Here is a 16564-nt window from a genome sequence, read left to right on the forward strand (position 1 = left end):
CATGAGAAGAATGTTAGCTATTTTGTTGGCAGCAGTATTAGCTATGGCAGGTCTTAGCGGATGCGGAGACAAAAAGGAAACAGGGACAGCGGAGATGTCGGGGGGAAGTGAGAGCGGGGAGAAAAAGGATGCTTCGGATTTTAAGGTAGGTTTATCCATGAATGTGCTGGTACATCCCTCCTATATCACAATGGAAGCCGAGATCCGAAAAGGATGTGAAGATCTTGGATATGAATATGTGTGTACCGATGCCCAGGAAAGCCTGGATAAGCAAATTTCAGATATTGAGGATCTGGCGGCCCAGGGATGCGATGTGATTTTTGTAAACACTTACGATCCCGATGTTCTGACACCGGTTATAAATAATGTTGCCGCCCAGGGAATCCGCGTGATCGCTGTGGACAATGCGCTGAGCGATGAGGCGCAGCTGGCCACTACCATCCAGGCAGACAATCACCAGAATGGAGTACTGGTAGGCAACTATGTGGCTGATACTCTGAAAGGCCAGGATATAAAGATTGTCTGTATCAGCGGCGCAAAGGGTGCAGAAGTATCACGTGTCCGCCGTTCCAGCTTTATTGAGGGCATCGTGGAAGAACAGCTGAGACAGGGAAGCGATGCCAAGGTGGAGATCGTAGCGCAGGCATATACCGAGTGGTTTGCAGATGCAACTGTGACAGCAATGGAAGATATTATGGCTTTGAATGAAGAGTTTAACGTAGTATTTGCCGAGGCGGATGTTATGGCCATTGAGTGTTATAAGATCCTGCAGGATGCTGGGCTGTTGGATAAGGTTATGATAGTGGCAGACGCCGACGGGCAGAAAGAGGCATTTGAACTGATTAAGGAAGGGGGTGCCTATAAGGCCACCGGACTGAACTCCATGACGCTTCTGGGACAGACAGCAGTGGAGACAGCCCAGAAAATTCAGCAGGGCGAAACTTCCTTCCCTTACAGAACCTATACACCGAGTGCATGCGTAACCATAGACAATGTAGATGAGTACTACGACCCTGATTCAGCATTCTAAGAAACAGAACAGACTGGGTGCGGCGGGGAGGCCTCTCCGCCGTGCGGGTAAGAGAAGGAGATGGGGGTATGAAAAAACCATACGCAGTTGAGATGGAGAAGATCACCAAGACCTTTGGCGGAGTCCATGCGCTAAAGGAGGTATCTTTTCAAATTGTAAAGGGAACCATTCATGCGCTGGTAGGTGAAAATGGGGCTGGAAAATCTACCTTGATGAAAATATTGTCCGGTGCATATACCAAAGACAGCGGAAAGATTCTCATAGAGGGAAAAGAGATTTCGGAAGGCAGCACTTTGGAAATGAAAAAGGCAGGCGTGGGAATTATCTATCAGGAATTTGCCCTTGCCCCGGATCTTACGGTGGCGGAAAATATCTTTATTAACCGTATGAACCTGGGAAAAGGCTTTATATCCTGGAAGGAACTGAACCATAAGGCGGGAGAAATCATTGATAAGATAGGATTTCAGATTGAACCTCGTCAGAAAGTAGAGGAATTGAGTGTAGCCTTTCAGCAGATTGTAGAGATTGCCAAAGCTCTGGGGGAGGATGCCCGCGTCCTGGTGTTGGATGAGCCTACCGCCGTATTATCGCCCTATGAGACGGAAAAGCTATTTCAGGTTTTGAGGCATCTGAGAGAGCAGGGAACCAGTATTGTATATATTTCTCACCGGCTTGATGAAGTATTTCAGCTGTCCGATGAGATTACGGTACTCCGGGACGGAGAGGTGGTCAGCCATAACCGCACGGAGGATACGTCAATGGACAAGATTGTCTCTGATATGCTGGGGCGAAGCGTACAGTCCCTGTATCCGGAAAAGACAGCGGCTGGAGATGAGACAGTGCTGGAGGTGAAAGACCTGAACCTGGGCAATATGGTACGGGGTGTAAGCTTTGCACTGCACGAGGGAGAGATATTTGGAATTGCGGGGTTGGTGGGCAGCGGAAAAACGGAGACAGCCCGGGCCATTTTCGGAGCAGACAAGGGTGCACGGGGAGAGATTGTGTTAAAGGGTAGGAAAATACGTCCGGCATCTCCTTATGAAGGAGTTAAAAACGGAATTACCTACTTATCCGAGAGCAGAAAAGAGGACGGGGTTCTGCTGGATATGAAAATACGGGAAAATGTTACCATGGCATCCATGAAAAAGGTGAGTAAATGCATGGTATTTCATATAAAAAAAGAAAAGAAGTATGTGGAGGAAATGATTCGCAGGCTCTCTATCAAATCTAACGGTTCGGAAACCCTTACAGGGGATCTGTCAGGGGGCAACCAGCAGAAGGTATCCCTTGCTAAGTGGCTCAGCGTGGACAGCGATGTACTGATTCTCGACGAACCCACCCGCGGGGTGGACATTGGAGCAAAAATGGAGATTTATGGAATTATTCATGAATTAGCCAGGCAGGGAAAATCAATCATTATTGCCTCCTCAGAAATGGAAGAGATCTGCGGTCTGTGCCATCGGGTGCTGGTGATGCACAAAGGTCTGGCTAAGGGTATTCTGGAACAGGAAGAACTCACCAAACACAATATTATTCACTGTTCTGTAGACAATCGTTCGGAACAATCCCCTAAAGCAGGAGGTATATAAGACATGGAAAAGACAGGAAAGCACAAAATTACTGTGAGTGAGTTTTTTGAAAAATGGAATACCGTTATCGTGTTTTGTGTTATTGTAATGATAGCTTCACTATTAACAACAAACTTTATGCAGGTGCAGAACCTGACCAATCTTCTGAAGCAGAATGCAGGGATCGGGATTATTGCAATGGGAATGCTTCTGGTTATACTTACTGGAGGGATTGATCTCTCCGTGGGCTCCATTGTGGGTGTGGGAAATGTCATCTTTGCGTATATGATGCAGACACACGGTCTGGGATATTCCATTGGAGTAACCCTGCTGGTGGGAGCGGCCTGCGGGGCAATCTCCGGATACTTCGTGGCATACCGGAATCTGCAGCCTTTTGTAGTTACGCTGTCTGTTATGACGGTGGCCAGAGGCTATGCCTACATAATCTGCAAGGGGGCATCTATCTCCATTAAGCACCCGGACTTCTTGGCTTTCGGATATGGTACGTTTTTGGGAATTCCCAAGCAGACATATCTCATGATTATTATCTTTCTGCTTATTTGGTTTGTTCTGCGGTATACGACTTATGGACGTATAGTAACTGCCATTGGAAGCAATGAGGAAGCTGTGCGCTTATCAGGTATCCGCAGCAGGATCTATAAGTTTTCTGTGTATGTGGTATCCGGGTTATTTGCGGCGACAGCGGCTATATTAAATTCTTCAAGGACGGGAGTCGGTTCTCCCCTTACCGGAGACGGCTTTGAGCTGGATGCAATAGCCATTACGGTAATCGGCGGTGTCAGTCTGAACGGCGGGAAAGGTACTGCCGGAAGAGTACTGATCGGCGTCTTTGTGATTGGCATGATTGGCAATATTATGAACCTGACAAAAGTATCTGCTTATACACAGCAGGTAGTAAAGGGCCTGATCATTTTGTGTGCGGTATTTATGCAGACGCTTCAGAAAAAGTCCAGAGCATAGGTCTAGAGAGGATGGAAAAGATGGAAAAAGAGAGAAGGATACCTGCTGTTATGAAGGCATTGGTGGCATATGGAAAGGATGACTATCGTCTGGAGATCGAGTACCCCACCCCGGAGTGCGGACCGGATGACATTATAATTAAGACAGAGGCCTGCGGTATCTGTGCTGGAGATCTCAAATGCAGCCATGGAGCTGCTATGTTTTGGGGGGATGAGATGCAGCCGCCCTGGGTAAAACCTCCGTTTATTCCTGGTCATGAGTTTTTTGGACATATTGTGGAGTTGGGAGAAAATGTTAAGGACTTTGTGCTGGGGGAACGGCTGATCGCAGATCAGATCGTACCCTGCGGAGCGTGCAGGTTCTGCAGGGACGGACATTACTGGATGTGCCAGCCTCATAATATCTTTGGGTTTCAGGGATGCAACAATGGCGGAATGGCGGAATATGTGAGATATCCCAAGACTGCTGTACTATCCCGGCTACCGGAGGAAATGGGGGTGGAGGAGGCACTTTTAATTGAACCCTATGGATGTTCCAAACATGCAGTAGACCGGGGACAGGTGACGAATGAAGATATCCTGGTGATCTCAGGTGCGGGAACCCTGGGACTGGGGATGGTTACTTATGCCAGAAGGAAGAATCCTAAGAAACTGATAGTTTTGGACATGAAAGAAGAAAGGCTCCAGAAGGCCATGGAATTCGGGGCTGACATGGTGTGGAATCCGGGTACCTGTAATGTCGTAAAAAACATCATGGAACTGACGGATGGATACGGATGTGATGTCTATATAGAAGCTACCGGCCACCCCTCCAGCGTTATCCAGGGCCTGAATATGGTGAGAAAGCTGGGACGCTTTGTAGAATTCAGTGTATTCGGAGCCCCCACAACAGTAGACTGGTCTGTCATTGGAGATCGGAAGGAACTGGATATTTTAGGCTCCCATCTAAGTCCCTACTGCTATCCTTTCGTCATAGAAAATATTATAAGTAAAAATCTGAAAACAGAAGGAGTTGTCTCCGCCATGTTCCCCATTGAGGAATGGGAAAAAGCATTTGAGTATGCCACAGGAAAATATGGGGATCTGAAGGTGGCAATTGACTTTAGATAACAGTGCGGAAAGCATGGGTTAAATGATAGGAAAAAGCCTTCCGGGACGCAGAAGCTCCCCGAAAGGCTTTTTTATGTGTCCGAAATAACTGCAGGTTAAGATTTTTTCATAATAGTTAACGAAGGCTCAGTAGTACATTCCCATAACTTCTGCTATTCTATAAGCAGCAAAGGTCAATGCAGAGATTATATTACAGGAGGAAACCCATGGAGTTAGGAAAGGTAATCAGGACATTCAGAAAAGAGAAACAGCTAACACAGGAGGAAATGGCGAGGCGTCTGGGTGTTACGCCCCCGGCAGTTAATAAATGGGAGAACGGCAACTCTTATCCGGATATTACCCTGCTGGCTCCCATTGCCCGCCTGCTTGGAATTACAACGGATACACTCTTGTCTTATCGTAAGGAGTTGACAGACCAGGAAATCCAGGAGATACTCACCCGGGTGGGTGCGCGTATGAAAAAGGAGGAGTACAGTGAGGTGTTCCAATGGGCTATGGGTGTGATTCAGGAATACCCCGGCTGTGAAGCGCTGATCCTGCCGGTTGCCCAGGTTTTGGACGCATACAGAGACATTCTCCAGGTACCGGAGGCAGAGAAGTATGATGAGGAAATCTGCAGTCTTTACCGTCGGATGCTGAACAGTACAGATTCTGCTGCTGTCCATACGGCCTTAACTGCTCTTTTTCTGATAGCCCTCAAAAAGGAGCAGTATGAACTGGCAGAACAGTACCTGGACAAGATCCCCCAGCAGAGAGTGGACCCTATGAGATACAGGGCATTGCTGTACGCGAAACAGGAAAAGAATGATCTGGCATATGAATTGTATGAGCGGATGCTATTTCAGGGATACAGCGATCTCACCTGGTGCCTGCAGGGGATCAGTGCCCTGGCAATAAAAGAGAATCATATGGATAAGGCAGAACGGATTGCCCAAAAGCAGAAAAAACTTGCGGAAATACTGGAGATGGGAAAGTACATGGAGGCTTCCCCGGAATTCTCACTGGCATATATGAGGAAGGACAAAGAAGCCTGTCTGTACCTGCTGGAAGAGATGACCGACGGTCTGGGAGATATGGCGCCCTACAGGAAATCAGACTTGTACAGCCACTTGCAGTATGCGAAACGCGGAAGCGAGAATACGGCGTTTATGATGCTAAAGGCACTGGAGGAAGATGAAAACCTGGACTTCCTCAGAGGGGAAGAAAGGTTTGAGAGGATTTTGGAGAACCTACGAGTGGTATTCTTTTAAAAATCTCTTCAGAGCATCTTCCCAGTGGGGCAGAAGGCCGAAACCGTTATCAGTCAGACAGGACTTATCCAGGCGGCTGTTTTTGGGCCGTCTTGCCTTTGCACCGTATTCTTCTGTGGTTAGAGGATGAACGGTGATATCTATATGAGATTCGGCTAAGATCCGGCAGGCAAACTCGTACCAGGAGCAGCAGCCCTCATTGGTAATATGGTAGGTGCCGTATGCCTCTGTCTGAATCATATCAACCATTAATTTTGCAGCATCCGGGGTATAGGTAGGAGAACCGATTTGATCGGCAACTACAGAGACTGGCTGACCGGTGTTTGCCCGCCTTATTATGGCTTTGACAAAATTATTTCCGTTGATTCCAAATACCCAGGATATCCGGACAATAAAATATTTTTCCAGCTGCTTCTCCACCGCCAGCTCTCCCAGGTATTTACTCTTTCCGTATGCGCATTGGGGGTTTCTATTATCATCTGGTTTCCAGGGGCGATCTCCCACACCTTCGAATACGTAATCGGAGCTTACAAACATAAATTTGCAGCCTGTTTTTTTGCAGGCAGTTATCAGATTCTGTGTCCCGGTTACGTTGACCATATGGCACAGTTCTGTTTCCTCCTCGGCTTTGTCTACCGCAGTATAGCCGGCACAGTGAATCACAGCATCCGGCTGGATATCCTCAACCGTGTGAAGTACAGCAGAGAGGTCTGTAATATCACAGTCTTTCGACCCAAGGCCCACTGCAGGGATTTCTCTGCTTCTTAACTCTTTTATAATATCATATCCCAATTGTCCGGTAGCACCGGTAACTAATACTTTCATACGCTGCCTCCTTTTATTCGATGTTATATTCTCTGAAAAAAGTGTAGATGCAAACCCTTGTACAATGAGAGAAGTCATCCGGGTTTCTTATAATGATACTGTAAGTTTCTCCTTTTTCCAAGAAAATTATTGTAAATAGATATTGTTAACCAATAATAAAAACTGGTTGACAATTCGCGAGCCATTCGATATGATATTTTGTGTGCAATATATAATTACAGAAAAAGAGGAGGAAAGAACTTGAAGAGAACACTGACAGCGATGGAAATGGTATATGCAGGGCTTTTTACAGCGCTTATAGCTATTGGGGCGTTTATACAGGTGCCGGTGCCGGGAATGGATTATTTTACCCTTCAGTTTTTATTTGTACTCATGGCAGGAATGGTGTTGGGCAGCAGACTGGGCGCAGTGAGCGTGGGAGTCTATGTGCTTTTGGGCTTGCTTGGGCTGCCTGTATTTGCCGCGGGCGGGGGATTCGGATACATTTTCCGGCCGAGTTTCGGGTATCTAATCGGATTTATCGCAGCTGCCTTTGCTGCGGGATTTGTGACTGAGAAATTAAGGGCAAACTCCTATAAAAAGTATCTTTGGGCTGCCTTTGCAGGATTTGCAGTTACTTACTCCATTGGCTTGGTGTATAAATATCTGATGCTGAATCTGTATGTGGGAGAAAAAACAGCGTTTGCAATGGTGCTGGCGGACTGTTTTCCTCTGGATATGCCCGGAGATGTAGTGCTGTGCCTGGTGTCGGCAATGATTGCGGTACGTCTGGTGCCTGCCGCCAGGGGGATGGCCCTAAAGGCAGCCGGCGGGCAGAGGGCCGTAGCCGGTGGGATTAAGGAGGATGTATCGGTTATATACGGAAAAGGAAGGGAGAATCAATGAATACAAAACTGCAGGAACTGAAAAACAGGGTGCTGAAGGGGGAGTCCTTGGGCAAAGAGGAGGCTCTTTCTCTTGCAGAGATGCCTTTAGAGGAGCTCTGCAGCGCTGCTGACGAGATACGCAGAGCTTTCTGCGGCAGCCGTTTTGATCTTTGTACGATTGTAAACGGAAAAAATGGGGCATGTACGGAAAACTGCAAATACTGTGCCCAATCGTCCTATTACAATACAAAGATCCAGGGGTATCCCCTGCTCTCCGGAGAAAAGCTGGTGGAGCAGGCACAGTACAATGCCGACCGGGGGGTTCCCAGATATTCTATTGTTACCTCCGGAAAGAGACTAAACAGCCGTGAAGTGGAACAGGCTTGTGACAGCATACGAGACATCAGAAAGCAGACAGACGTGGCCGTCTGTGTATCCTTTGGACTTCTGGACGAGGAGGCATTCCGTAAAATAAAAGGGGCTGGTGCTGTGCGTGTACATAATAATCTGGAGTCCTCACGCAATTATTTCCCCAATGTCTGTACCACACACACCTATGATGAAAAAATTGCCACACTGAAGGCGGCCCAGGCGGCCGGTCTGAGTGTGTGCAGCGGAGGGATTATGGGACTGGGAGAGTCTATGGAGGATAGGATCGATCTTGCGCTGACAGTCCGTGAACTGGGGGTAAGATCCATACCTGTAAATATGCTGAATCCGATTCCGGGGACTCCATATGAGAAAAATAAGAGACTGACGACTGAGGAAATGTGCCGGATTGTGGCGGTTTACCGGTTCCTGGTGCCCGACGCCTTTATCCGCCTGGCAGGAGGCCGGGGGCTTATGCCGGATAAAGGGAAAAGATGCTTCCGGTCCGGGGCGAATGCGGCAATTACGGGAGACATGCTGACTACCGGCGGAATTACCATAGAACGGGATAAAAGGATGCTGGAGGAATTGGGATATGAGGTGGTGAGAGGCTGTGAGTAAAGGTCTGTTTGTGACAGGCACTGGCACAGATGTGGGAAAGACTTATGTCACGGCTCTGCTGGTAAAAAAACTCTGTGGGAGCGGAGTGCGTGCGGGGTATTATAAAGCTGCGGTGAGCGGAAATGAAAAAGGCCCCGGAGGACTGATACCGGGTGACGGGGAGTATGTAAGAGAGATCTCCCAAAATGGCCAGTCACTGGCATCCATGGTCCCCTACGTCTACCGATGGGCTGTCTCTCCCCATCTGGCGGCAAAGCTGGAGGGGAATCCTGTAGAACCGGAAAGGGTAGCGGCGGGATACCGCAGACTTTCCCGGGAGTATGATTTCATCACGATGGAAGGCAGCGGAGGAATTGTCTGCCCCATCAGATTTGATGAAAAGGTTTTATGGCTGGAGGACATTATCAGACAATTGAAGCTTCCGAGCCTGATCGTGGCGGACGCCGGACTGGGAAGCATCAATTCTGCAGTGCTTACGGCGGAATATATGAAGCAAAAAAAACTGCCGGTGCAGGGATTTATTCTGAATCATTATCACGACGAAAGTATTATGGAGAGGGATAATCGGTATATGATAGAACAGAGGACAGGGCTTCCGGTGATTGAATGTATCGCCGAGGGGCAGAGGGAGCTTGAAACAGAGGCAGAGGTGTGGGAAAAAATGTACGCCTGAGCAAAATACTGTCTGTAAAAAACGGGTTTTGAGATTTGGTTGTTGAACCATCCACAAAAAGAGTGCCGCGGCCCATACAACCATGGAGCCGGCGGCACTCTTGTTCTATTTTTGTTCCAGCATCCAGAGATGCCGGTCTCTTCGGAAAATCAGGCAGGTTCCTGTTCCCAGGATCCCAAGAAGCAGAAATAAAACTGCTGCACCAGACCCTTTCCCGCTGCCAAAGAGAAGGTGAAGAATGTGTCCCTGGCACAGACCTTCCATGAGGGGTTCAAACACCTTATCCACCAGCAGCCCTCCCAGAAGATATCCTACCGGTATGGTAAAAAACTGGAGGGTATTTCGTACAGAATACACCCGTCCCTGCATCTCTAAAGGGATGTGGGATCGGAAGAGCACATCCATATTGGCACTCATCACAGGAATAAACAGCCATCCCAGAACTGCCCCGGTGCACCATACGGGAAGGTTCTGTCCAAAAGCCAGAAGAAAGTTTTCTGTGCTCATGGAAAAGAGAAGGGAATTGCAGATCGCCCTTACCCGGCTTTTGGGAGCCGGACAGAGGGAGACGGCTGCACTTCCCGCCAGATTGGCCAGGCCTGTGCAGGCATTTACAAGACCCAATGCAGTGCGGCCGCCGCCTTCCCTTGATAACAGCATAGCGGGCAGAGCGGCGTTATACATAGAGGCCGTCAGATTAATTGCAGCCAGGAATACTATCATATCCAGGATTCCCCGGTTTTTTTTGAGGTATCCGATCCCCTCCCGGGCAGAGCTCAGGATGGAGGCCTTCCCCGCGGCAATACTTCCGGGAACCGGAGGAATCCGGATAAGGAAAGCCAGAGTTAGAAAGGCAATTCCAAAGGTAATAAAGTCAATCACTATTACAGCGGTTAAGCTGTAAAGAGAGAGAATTGCCGTGGCGATCACAGGTGTCAGGACTGTAACCAGGGAATTAGAGAAGGAACGCATGCCCCCTACCCTCTGGTACTGCTCTTTGGGTGTCAGAAGGCTGACTGCCACATCTGAGGCCGGCTGCTGAAGTGTATTCATAAGCCCGTTAAAGGCGTTAAGGACATACAGATGCCAGATTTCAAGATGACCCGTCCGCAGCAGGAGGAACACTGCCAGGGTGCTTGCCGCAGCAAGACTGTCACACAGCAGCATGGTATGTTTTTTGTTCCACTTGTCACTCAAAGCCCCGGCAAATATACTTAGCACAACATAGGGGGCATAGGTACAGACGGACAGGAGGGCTGTTGTCAGTGCAGACCCTTTTGCCTGGTAAGACCATATGACCAAGGAATAGCTTGTCATACCGCTTCCAAGGGAAGAAAGTGCCTGGGTAGACCAGAGAAGAAAAAAGGAATGCAATCCCTGAAACATGTATTTAATTTTATTCATAATGACTTTGCTCCTTATAATTACTATAATTTATAATACAAAGTGCAAAGTCCAAAACGGACGAATAGATTTAACTCGTCTCCATGCAAATCCGTCCGCTGTTCAGACTTTGCATGGAGGGCAAACAATACAGAGCTTCATTTTCCGGAATCCTCCCTTCGGTTATCTTTCTATAAAGTTACCATGGAAAACACCATTTGTCCAAGGATTTTTGTGCAGACCATTGACAGGGTACCATATAGGACAGGTATAATAGAGAGGCAGAGATAAAAACACAGCCCGGTAGGTAGTCCGGGCGCAGCGGCGGATATTCATAAAAGCGCTGTCAGTAACCTTCCTCCTTAGGTCGTCCGTTCTTTGCCGTGATTTTTTATATTTAAGGAGGACTTATCATGGACAAAGTATCGGTAACCCTGGAGGTTTTTTTTGAAGATCCCTTCTGGGTAGGGATTGTGGAAAGAGTAACAGACGGCATGCTGGATGCAGCGAAGGTTACATTCGGGCCGGAGCCAAAAGAATGGCAGGTATGGGACTTTTTTCTGAAAAACTACGGGAAGCTGCGATTTAGTCCGGCTGTCGCGGCCTGTGTAAAGGAAAAGAGCGCAAACCCCAAGCGTAAGCAGCGGGAGGCAAAAAAGCAGCTGGAACATGCGGGGATGGGAACCAGGTCCCAGCAGGCCTTGAAATTACAGCAGGAGCAGTCGAAGACCGAGCGCAGAGTTCGGAGCAGACTGCAAAGGGAAGAAGAACAGCAGCGCAGATTTGAGCTGCGGCAGCAGAAGAAAAGAGAAAAGCATAGAGGCAGATAGTACTGCCTCTTTTGCTGTTAAGGGGGAAAAAGTGGAGACATTTATTCGGTTAGAGAAAGCAGCAAAAGAATACGGCAAAAGCAGGATTCTGGAAGATATAAACCTGGATATCAGAAGCGGTGAGGCTGTAGTGTTCACAGGCACCAATGGAGTCGGGAAAAGTACGATTCTGAAAATGATCGGCGGATTGATCGCGCCGTCAGGGGGAAAGATACATAGGAAAAAAGGACTGCTGTACCATATGGTACCGGAACGATTTCCAAAGTCTAATCTGACTGCACGGCAGTATATCTGTGCAGTGGGAAAAATTGAGGGCCTAAGGAGAGAGGAGATCCAGAAAAAAAGTGCGGATCTTTTTGAACGGTTTCACATGAGCGGTATGGAAGATAAACCCATGAAACTGCTGTCTAAGGGTACGCTTCAGAAAGTCGGGGTTATCCAGGCGGTTCTGAAAAGACCGGATGTTCTGCTGTTGGATGAACCGTTGTCCGGACAGGATACGGCATCCCAGGCTGTATTTGTGGAGCTGGTCAATGCTCTGAAGAGGGAGGGGACTGCCCTGATCATTTCCTGTCATGAGGAATTTTTGGTGAACGCTGTGGGGGATACAGTGTGCAGGATAGAGGGAGGAAAGATGCATACAGTCCGGTTAGAACGCGGGAAGCAGAAGAGGAAGGCTCTAATTACCTTTGAAGCCCCTGGGGACAGGACTGCGCCTGAACTGCCTGTGACAGGGGAAGCAATACCGGGGGGACTGCGTTTTATTTCTTCCTATGAAAGCAGCAATGAGGTGGTGGCGAAGATGATACGGGAAGGGTTTCGCTTGGAGGATTTTACTCTTGTGGGGGAAGAACCGGTTCTGGCAGGGGAGAGAGAGGGAAACGGAGGAACTCTCCAGGAGCTTGAGCTGCGGGAGAACGAAATGGAAAAGCAAAGAGGCTCTGTATGGGGAATGCTCTCCTATGAATTTCGGACGTATTTTAAGACCAACAGATTTGCTATGCCTTTTTTAGTTCTGATGGTATTTCTTTTCAGCTTATATTCTTCCATGCCTGTGGGTGTGACAGACAGCTTTACCATCTCCTGTAATCTTTTGTTTTTACTGATGACGTGGGCAGGGTTATCATACAATGAAATGCAGCAGGCGGCAGAAGAACAGATGATGATACTGCGTCTTCAAAGTGAAACGATATATTATTTCGGTCAAAGCCTGTTTCTCTGCCTTCTGGGGGGAATATTCACGTTGGTTTCTCTCTTGATCCCCCTGGTGTTGGATGCAGTAAACGGCGGCCAACTGTTTTCAATGGGAATTCTGCTTCAGGACGCAGCAGGAGGTTTACTGTTCATGTGGGCGGGAGCGTTTCTGGGGAGTTCTCTTGGGACCTTGCTGCACCCCAGAGTGATGAAAGACAGAAAAGCAGCTGTAGTGCTTACCGTGCTGATTGCTGTCTTAGCCATAGGTAAGACAGCAATCCTGCAGGATGCATCCTGGGTGGGATGGGTTTTATATCTTTTGCCTCCTATCTCAGATGTTACAGGAGTCTTTGCCGGGACTTTGCATTTTACCTTGAAAGATACCGCCTTTGCCGCGGGAATGTGCATCCTGTACGGAGGTATCTTGACAGCGGTGAGAATCTGGGGCCTGGAAAAGAGGAAATTTTAGCAGTCCTGCATGGAGAGAAGAATTTCCTTCATCGCTATAGCCGCGATGCTTAAGGGGCGTTCTCTGTCTTGTATCAGACAGATATGCCTGGCAGGGGGCTCGCGGTATAGGGGAATGTGGAAAATTTCCTTGTGCGCAAGGGCCTCATCTGCCAGATCCCGGGGCAGAAAACCTATTCCAAGATCATTTTTTATCATAAGAAGCACCTGATCTGTAGTTGCAGCTTCCATATCCGGCTCAAGGGGCAGATGTTCCTCCATAAAGTATTGGTTGTAGAATTCATAGGTTTTGCTTTTAGCATCCATGCAAATAAAAGAGTGTTCCTTCAGATCTCTTAAATGCCATGTCTGAGCTGCAAGATATGCGTAGCCCGGACCACCTGCAAGAATTTCCTGAAAGGCCTTCAGGGGAGTTTCCTCAAGAGGCTTTGATACTCCAGTGGGAGTTGTGACTACTGAAAAATCCACCAGACCGCTTTGCAGGGCGGCTATGGCCTGAGGCGTGGTATGATTGGAGATACGGATTCGTATTCCAGGGTGCCTGCTGTGAAATTCTCTCAGTTTTTTCAGCAGCAGTCCATGGAGGGCGATCTCACTGGCGCCTATGGTCACCAGACCGCTGTGGAGAGACTTACTTTTCAGAAGTTCCTCCTCTCCTGCCAGGAGCTGGGTGACAGCTGCCGCAACACGGGGATATAACTGTTCTCCCTCCGGGGTCAGAGTGACGCCCCGGCTGGAGCGTATAAAAAGGCGGCATCCCAGCTGGTGCTCCAGATTATGAATGGAGCGGGTAACATTGGGCTGATTATTCATCAGTATATTGGCTGCCTTAGTAAAGCTTTTGTATTTGGCTACATAATAAAAAATCCGGTAATACTCGTAGGAAATATTCATATTGCCTCCTGTATTATATAAAAATGATATAGATGTTATCTGAAATATACATTTTACATCTGGTTGGAGAAAAGTATAATATGATAGAAAAAGAAAAGCAAGAGACAGTTGCTGAGATGACAAAGGCAGGAAGGCTCAGGGAGAAGGGCAGTTCCTGCCGGTTTTATGTATATGATGACAGCTTCTCGATAAGGAAAGGAGAAAAGGAATATGGTGAAGATTAAAGCAAGGAGCCAGATGTCAGAGTCTCTTCTGCTGGCGGTGTTCTTAACTCTGGCGGGAGGGTTTCAGGATGCCTATTCTTATAACTGCAGAGGAGAAGTCTTTGCAAATGCCCAGACGGGTAATATTGTACTTCTGGGACAGAATCTGGCCCAGGGCAGCTGGCAGGAAGCCCTGCATTATCTCCTTCCCCTGGGGGCGTTTATCTCTGGTGTCTATGTGACGGAGTGGGTCCACCACTTGTTTAAGGAATATCAGCGCCTTCACTGGCGGCAGATGGTTCTTTGCACGGAAGCAATCCTTCTGGCCGTTGTGGGGCTGCTTCCTCAGTCTGCGAACATGTTAGCCAACGGTCTGATGTCTTTTGCCTGTGCTATGCAGGTAAACAGCTTCCGCAAATTCAGAGGTATCCCATGCGCCACAACAATGTGCATCGGAAATATGAGAAGTGCCACAGAGATGCTTTGCAGGTACCATATAACAAAGGACAGAGAGCTGAGAAGGAGATGTATGCATTACTACTTTGTGATTCTGGTGTTTGCGCTGGGGGCAGCTGTGGGTGCTCTTATGAGTTTGTGGATGGGAGAACGCGCTATCTGGATGGCTGGGGGACTTTTATTGGGGGGATTTTTGATAATGTTTGTGAGAGAAGGGGAGAGGTAACGGTGAGAGAAATCCCGCGGAGGAGCCTAGGAGGGCATTCCTGCAAAAAAAACAGGAGATCATAGAAAAGGCCGCCGCTGCGGGATAGGGGTAGATACTGTGGATGTGGAAGCGGCAACCAGGAGAAAAATTGCAGTCTGCAATGTTCCGGATCACTGTATCTATGAGGTTGCAAGTCATGCGTTTGCCTTCATAATGTGTCTGAAACGCCAGCTGTGGCCTTTTGTAAAGAGGGCCCGTGAGGGTGGCTATGCCCAGGGAACACAGATTCGGTGTACCAGAATCCGCGGTGAGGTAATGGGTATGAAGGTTCTTGTTTACGATCTCTTTGTAACAGAGAGCGGCAGGGCAGAGATACAGATGACCGACAATCTGGGATGCTTGCAGGAGAGGGCAGACGTTTCTGAAAACACTGTAAAATTAACCTGGGAAGCACAGAGGTATGGAATTATTTACCTCTGTGCTTCCTTTTTCAAATAACCATTTGACGATTGGAAATTCTGTACTATAATAGAATTATATTAAGAAATTCTTAAGGGCGTTGGTACTTACTTAACAAGACACAAGTGCATATGAAGGAGACACAAATGATTAAGAAATTTGCAGTGGTGTTGGCTGCTATTTTATGCTGCAATATTCTGGGCTGCGGCAGCCGGGAAGAGGGGGAGAAAGGGACTGCAGCGACTGCGGCAGAGGACAGTGGGGTGAACACAGAACAAAAAGATGAGATAACCATTCAGGGTAACCGAAGCAGTGCGTCGGTTATTCCGGATCCCGTCTGGAACACAGTAGATTACAGCGGGTATTTTCAGGGAGTGCAGGGATGTGCGGTGGTATTTGACTCCAAAGAAGACGAATATCAGGTCTACAATGAGGACATGTGTTACACGCAGTTTTCCCCCTGTTCAACATTTAAGATCGTATCCACTCTGATTGGATTGGAAACGGGTATTCTCACAGGGCCGGATTCTACTATGGGATACGACAATACTAATTATCCGGTAAAAGCGTGGAATAAAGATCTGACTCTGAAAGAGGCATTCCAAAGCTCCTGCATCTGGTATTTCAGAAAGGTTCTGGATCAGGCAGGGGCGGATGAGGTTCAGCGCCAGCTGAATGAACTGGTGTATGGAAACTGTGATATCTCCCAGTGGGAGGGGAGCGGTGTCAACCCGCAGCCTCAGTTGAATGGATTCTGGCTGGAGTCCTCGCTGCTGATATCGCCTATGGAGCAGGTTAATATGATGTCAGATATTATGGAGGGACGGTCAGAGTATGTCTCCGGGGAAACGGAGATTCTGAAGGAGTTGATGTTCGTCCAGGAGACAGATGGGCATAAAATATACGGAAAGACAGGAAGCGGAAATGCAGGAGACGGCTGGTTTGTAGGCTTTCAGGAATATCAGGGTAAGTATTATTATTTTGCATTTTATGTGCGGGATGAGAATGCCGGGGGCGACGGGGATAAAGCAGAGGAAATTGGAATAAATGTTCTAACAGAGAACCAGCAGACACAGTAAATTTTCCCCAATCATTTGACAAATGCTTTTATGTGAAACAATGGGCAAAATGATGATGCAAGCTCGGACAAAGGGGTCTGATAGAGAGCCCTTTTGGC

Annotated in this window: 17 protein-coding genes; 14 read left to right on the top strand and 3 right to left on the bottom strand. The window is 48.0% G+C overall.

From position 1 onward, the window contains the following. Position 1 precedes the first annotated feature (1 nt). The 5 genes from ACGHCT_RS03515 to ACGHCT_RS03535 all read left to right on the top strand — a co-directional run bounded on the left by ACGHCT_RS03515 (position 2) and on the right by ACGHCT_RS03535 (position 5938). Positions 2–1030: a substrate-binding domain-containing protein gene (locus ACGHCT_RS03515; RefSeq protein WP_390438252.1), complete on the top strand. Its 1029-nt coding sequence runs from the start codon at positions 2–4 to the stop codon at positions 1028–1030. 68 nt (positions 1031–1098) lie between these two features. Next, entirely contained in the window at positions 1099–2619 is a 1521-nt protein-coding gene (locus tag ACGHCT_RS03520) for a sugar ABC transporter ATP-binding protein (RefSeq protein ID WP_390438254.1), read from the top strand. Between the two features lie 3 nt (positions 2620–2622). Next, entirely contained in the window at positions 2623–3579 is a 957-nt protein-coding gene (locus ACGHCT_RS03525; protein WP_154260052.1) for an ABC transporter permease, read from the top strand. A 20-nt stretch (positions 3580–3599) separates the two neighbouring features. Further along, positions 3600–4688 (top strand): alcohol dehydrogenase catalytic domain-containing protein, encoded by a 1089-nt coding sequence (locus ACGHCT_RS03530; RefSeq protein WP_173015612.1) that lies wholly within the window; start codon positions 3600–3602, stop codon positions 4686–4688. A gap of 206 nt (positions 4689–4894) precedes the next feature. Then, positions 4895–5938, top strand: a complete 1044-nt coding sequence (locus tag ACGHCT_RS03535; RefSeq protein WP_226902159.1) for a helix-turn-helix domain-containing protein — start codon at positions 4895–4897, stop codon at positions 5936–5938. Here the strand turns inward: ACGHCT_RS03535 and rfbD are convergent. Then, positions 5918–6763: a dTDP-4-dehydrorhamnose reductase gene (gene rfbD / locus ACGHCT_RS03540; RefSeq protein ID WP_390438258.1), complete on the bottom strand. Its 846-nt coding sequence runs from the start codon at positions 6761–6763 to the stop codon at positions 5918–5920. The two genes, ACGHCT_RS03535 and rfbD, sit on opposite strands and share 21 nt — an antisense overlap. Positions 6764–7024: 261 nt before the next feature. Between rfbD and ACGHCT_RS03545 the strand changes: the two genes are divergently transcribed. Genes ACGHCT_RS03545 through bioD form a run of 3 tightly spaced genes read left to right on the top strand, consistent with a single transcriptional unit; the run spans position 7025 to position 9292 of the window. Continuing rightward, positions 7025–7648 (top strand): biotin transporter BioY, encoded by a 624-nt coding sequence (locus ACGHCT_RS03545; protein ID WP_256281930.1) that lies wholly within the window; start codon positions 7025–7027, stop codon positions 7646–7648. Further along, entirely contained in the window at positions 7645–8619 is a 975-nt protein-coding gene (gene bioB / locus ACGHCT_RS03550) for a biotin synthase BioB (protein WP_256281924.1), read from the top strand. The genes ACGHCT_RS03545 and bioB overlap by 4 nt, the downstream gene beginning before the upstream one ends. Beyond that, the gene (bioD, locus tag ACGHCT_RS03555) at positions 8612–9292 is read left to right on the top strand and encodes a dethiobiotin synthase (RefSeq protein ID WP_226902163.1); all 681 of its coding nucleotides are present in this window, start codon (positions 8612–8614) and stop codon (positions 9290–9292) included. The genes bioB and bioD overlap by 8 nt, the downstream gene beginning before the upstream one ends. 105 nt (positions 9293–9397) lie before the next feature. Here the strand turns inward: bioD and ACGHCT_RS03560 are convergent, their stop codons facing one another. Beyond that, complete coding sequence (locus ACGHCT_RS03560) at positions 9398–10696, bottom strand: MFS transporter (protein WP_256281923.1); 1299 nt, start codon at positions 10694–10696, stop codon at positions 9398–9400. A 392-nt stretch (positions 10697–11088) separates the two neighbouring features. Here ACGHCT_RS03560 and ACGHCT_RS03565 point away from each other — a divergent pair, with 392 nt between their 5' ends. Further along, positions 11089–11505 (top strand): YjdF family protein, encoded by a 417-nt coding sequence (locus ACGHCT_RS03565; protein ID WP_154260066.1) that lies wholly within the window; start codon positions 11089–11091, stop codon positions 11503–11505. Between the two features lie 31 nt (positions 11506–11536). Beyond that, entirely contained in the window at positions 11537–13168 is a 1632-nt protein-coding gene (locus tag ACGHCT_RS03570; protein ID WP_256281922.1) for an ABC transporter ATP-binding protein, read from the top strand. On the opposite strand, the gene ACGHCT_RS03575 is transcribed toward ACGHCT_RS03570, so the two are convergent. Further along, the gene (locus ACGHCT_RS03575; RefSeq protein WP_256281921.1) at positions 13165–14061 is read right to left on the bottom strand and encodes a LysR family transcriptional regulator; all 897 of its coding nucleotides are present in this window, start codon (positions 14059–14061) and stop codon (positions 13165–13167) included. The genes ACGHCT_RS03570 and ACGHCT_RS03575 overlap by 4 nt on opposite strands. A gap of 80 nt (positions 14062–14141) precedes the next feature. Between ACGHCT_RS03575 and ACGHCT_RS03580 the strand changes: the two genes are divergently transcribed. From ACGHCT_RS03580 to ACGHCT_RS03595, 4 genes are all read left to right on the top strand, one after another. Beyond that, positions 14142–14285, top strand: coding sequence for a hypothetical protein (locus ACGHCT_RS03580; protein ID WP_226902173.1), 144 nt, complete (start codon positions 14142–14144; stop codon positions 14283–14285). Continuing rightward, a complete protein-coding gene (locus ACGHCT_RS03585) occupies positions 14272–14946 on the top strand; it encodes a YoaK family protein (protein ID WP_390438263.1) in 675 nt (224 codons plus the stop codon). Before ACGHCT_RS03580 ends, ACGHCT_RS03585 begins: the two co-directional genes overlap by 14 nt. 84 nt (positions 14947–15030) lie before the next feature. Beyond that, complete coding sequence (locus ACGHCT_RS03590) at positions 15031–15426, top strand: hypothetical protein (protein ID WP_256281929.1); 396 nt, start codon at positions 15031–15033, stop codon at positions 15424–15426. Between the two features lie 107 nt (positions 15427–15533). Continuing rightward, a complete protein-coding gene (locus ACGHCT_RS03595; RefSeq protein WP_173015615.1) occupies positions 15534–16466 on the top strand; it encodes a class D beta-lactamase in 933 nt (310 codons plus the stop codon). The last annotated feature ends 98 nt before the right edge of the window (positions 16467–16564 follow it).

The sequence above is a fragment of the Lactonifactor longoviformis genome, from assembly GCF_042848515.1.
Classification (GTDB): domain Bacteria; phylum Bacillota; class Clostridia; order Lachnospirales; family Lachnospiraceae; genus Lactonifactor; species Lactonifactor longoviformis.

What these genes read in the sequence shown, in the direction of transcription:
- ACGHCT_RS03585 (WP_390438263.1), top strand. Translation starts at nt 14,272, where the DNA reads ATGGTGAAGATTAAAGCAAGGAGCCAGATGTCAGAGTCTCTTCTGCTG.
- rfbD (WP_390438258.1), bottom strand. Translation starts at nt 6,763, where the DNA reads ATGAAAGTATTAGTTACCGGTGCTACCGGACAATTGGGATATGATATT.
- ACGHCT_RS03575 (WP_256281921.1), bottom strand. Translation starts at nt 14,061, where the DNA reads ATGAATATTTCCTACGAGTATTACCGGATTTTTTATTATGTAGCCAAA.
- ACGHCT_RS03535 (WP_226902159.1), top strand. Translation starts at nt 4,895, where the DNA reads ATGGAGTTAGGAAAGGTAATCAGGACATTCAGAAAAGAGAAACAGCTA.
- bioB (WP_256281924.1), top strand. Translation starts at nt 7,645, where the DNA reads ATGAATACAAAACTGCAGGAACTGAAAAACAGGGTGCTGAAGGGGGAG.
- ACGHCT_RS03580 (WP_226902173.1), top strand. Translation starts at nt 14,142, where the DNA reads ATGATAGAAAAAGAAAAGCAAGAGACAGTTGCTGAGATGACAAAGGCA.
- ACGHCT_RS03595 (WP_173015615.1), top strand. Translation starts at nt 15,534, where the DNA reads ATGATTAAGAAATTTGCAGTGGTGTTGGCTGCTATTTTATGCTGCAAT.
- ACGHCT_RS03565 (WP_154260066.1), top strand. Translation starts at nt 11,089, where the DNA reads ATGGACAAAGTATCGGTAACCCTGGAGGTTTTTTTTGAAGATCCCTTC.
- ACGHCT_RS03525 (WP_154260052.1), top strand. Translation starts at nt 2,623, where the DNA reads ATGGAAAAGACAGGAAAGCACAAAATTACTGTGAGTGAGTTTTTTGAA.
- ACGHCT_RS03520 (WP_390438254.1), top strand. Translation starts at nt 1,099, where the DNA reads ATGAAAAAACCATACGCAGTTGAGATGGAGAAGATCACCAAGACCTTT.
- ACGHCT_RS03560 (WP_256281923.1), bottom strand. Translation starts at nt 10,696, where the DNA reads ATGAATAAAATTAAATACATGTTTCAGGGATTGCATTCCTTTTTTCTT.
- ACGHCT_RS03515 (WP_390438252.1), top strand. Translation starts at nt 2, where the DNA reads ATGAGAAGAATGTTAGCTATTTTGTTGGCAGCAGTATTAGCTATGGCA.
- ACGHCT_RS03545 (WP_256281930.1), top strand. Translation starts at nt 7,025, where the DNA reads ATGGAAATGGTATATGCAGGGCTTTTTACAGCGCTTATAGCTATTGGG.
- ACGHCT_RS03530 (WP_173015612.1), top strand. Translation starts at nt 3,600, where the DNA reads ATGGAAAAAGAGAGAAGGATACCTGCTGTTATGAAGGCATTGGTGGCA.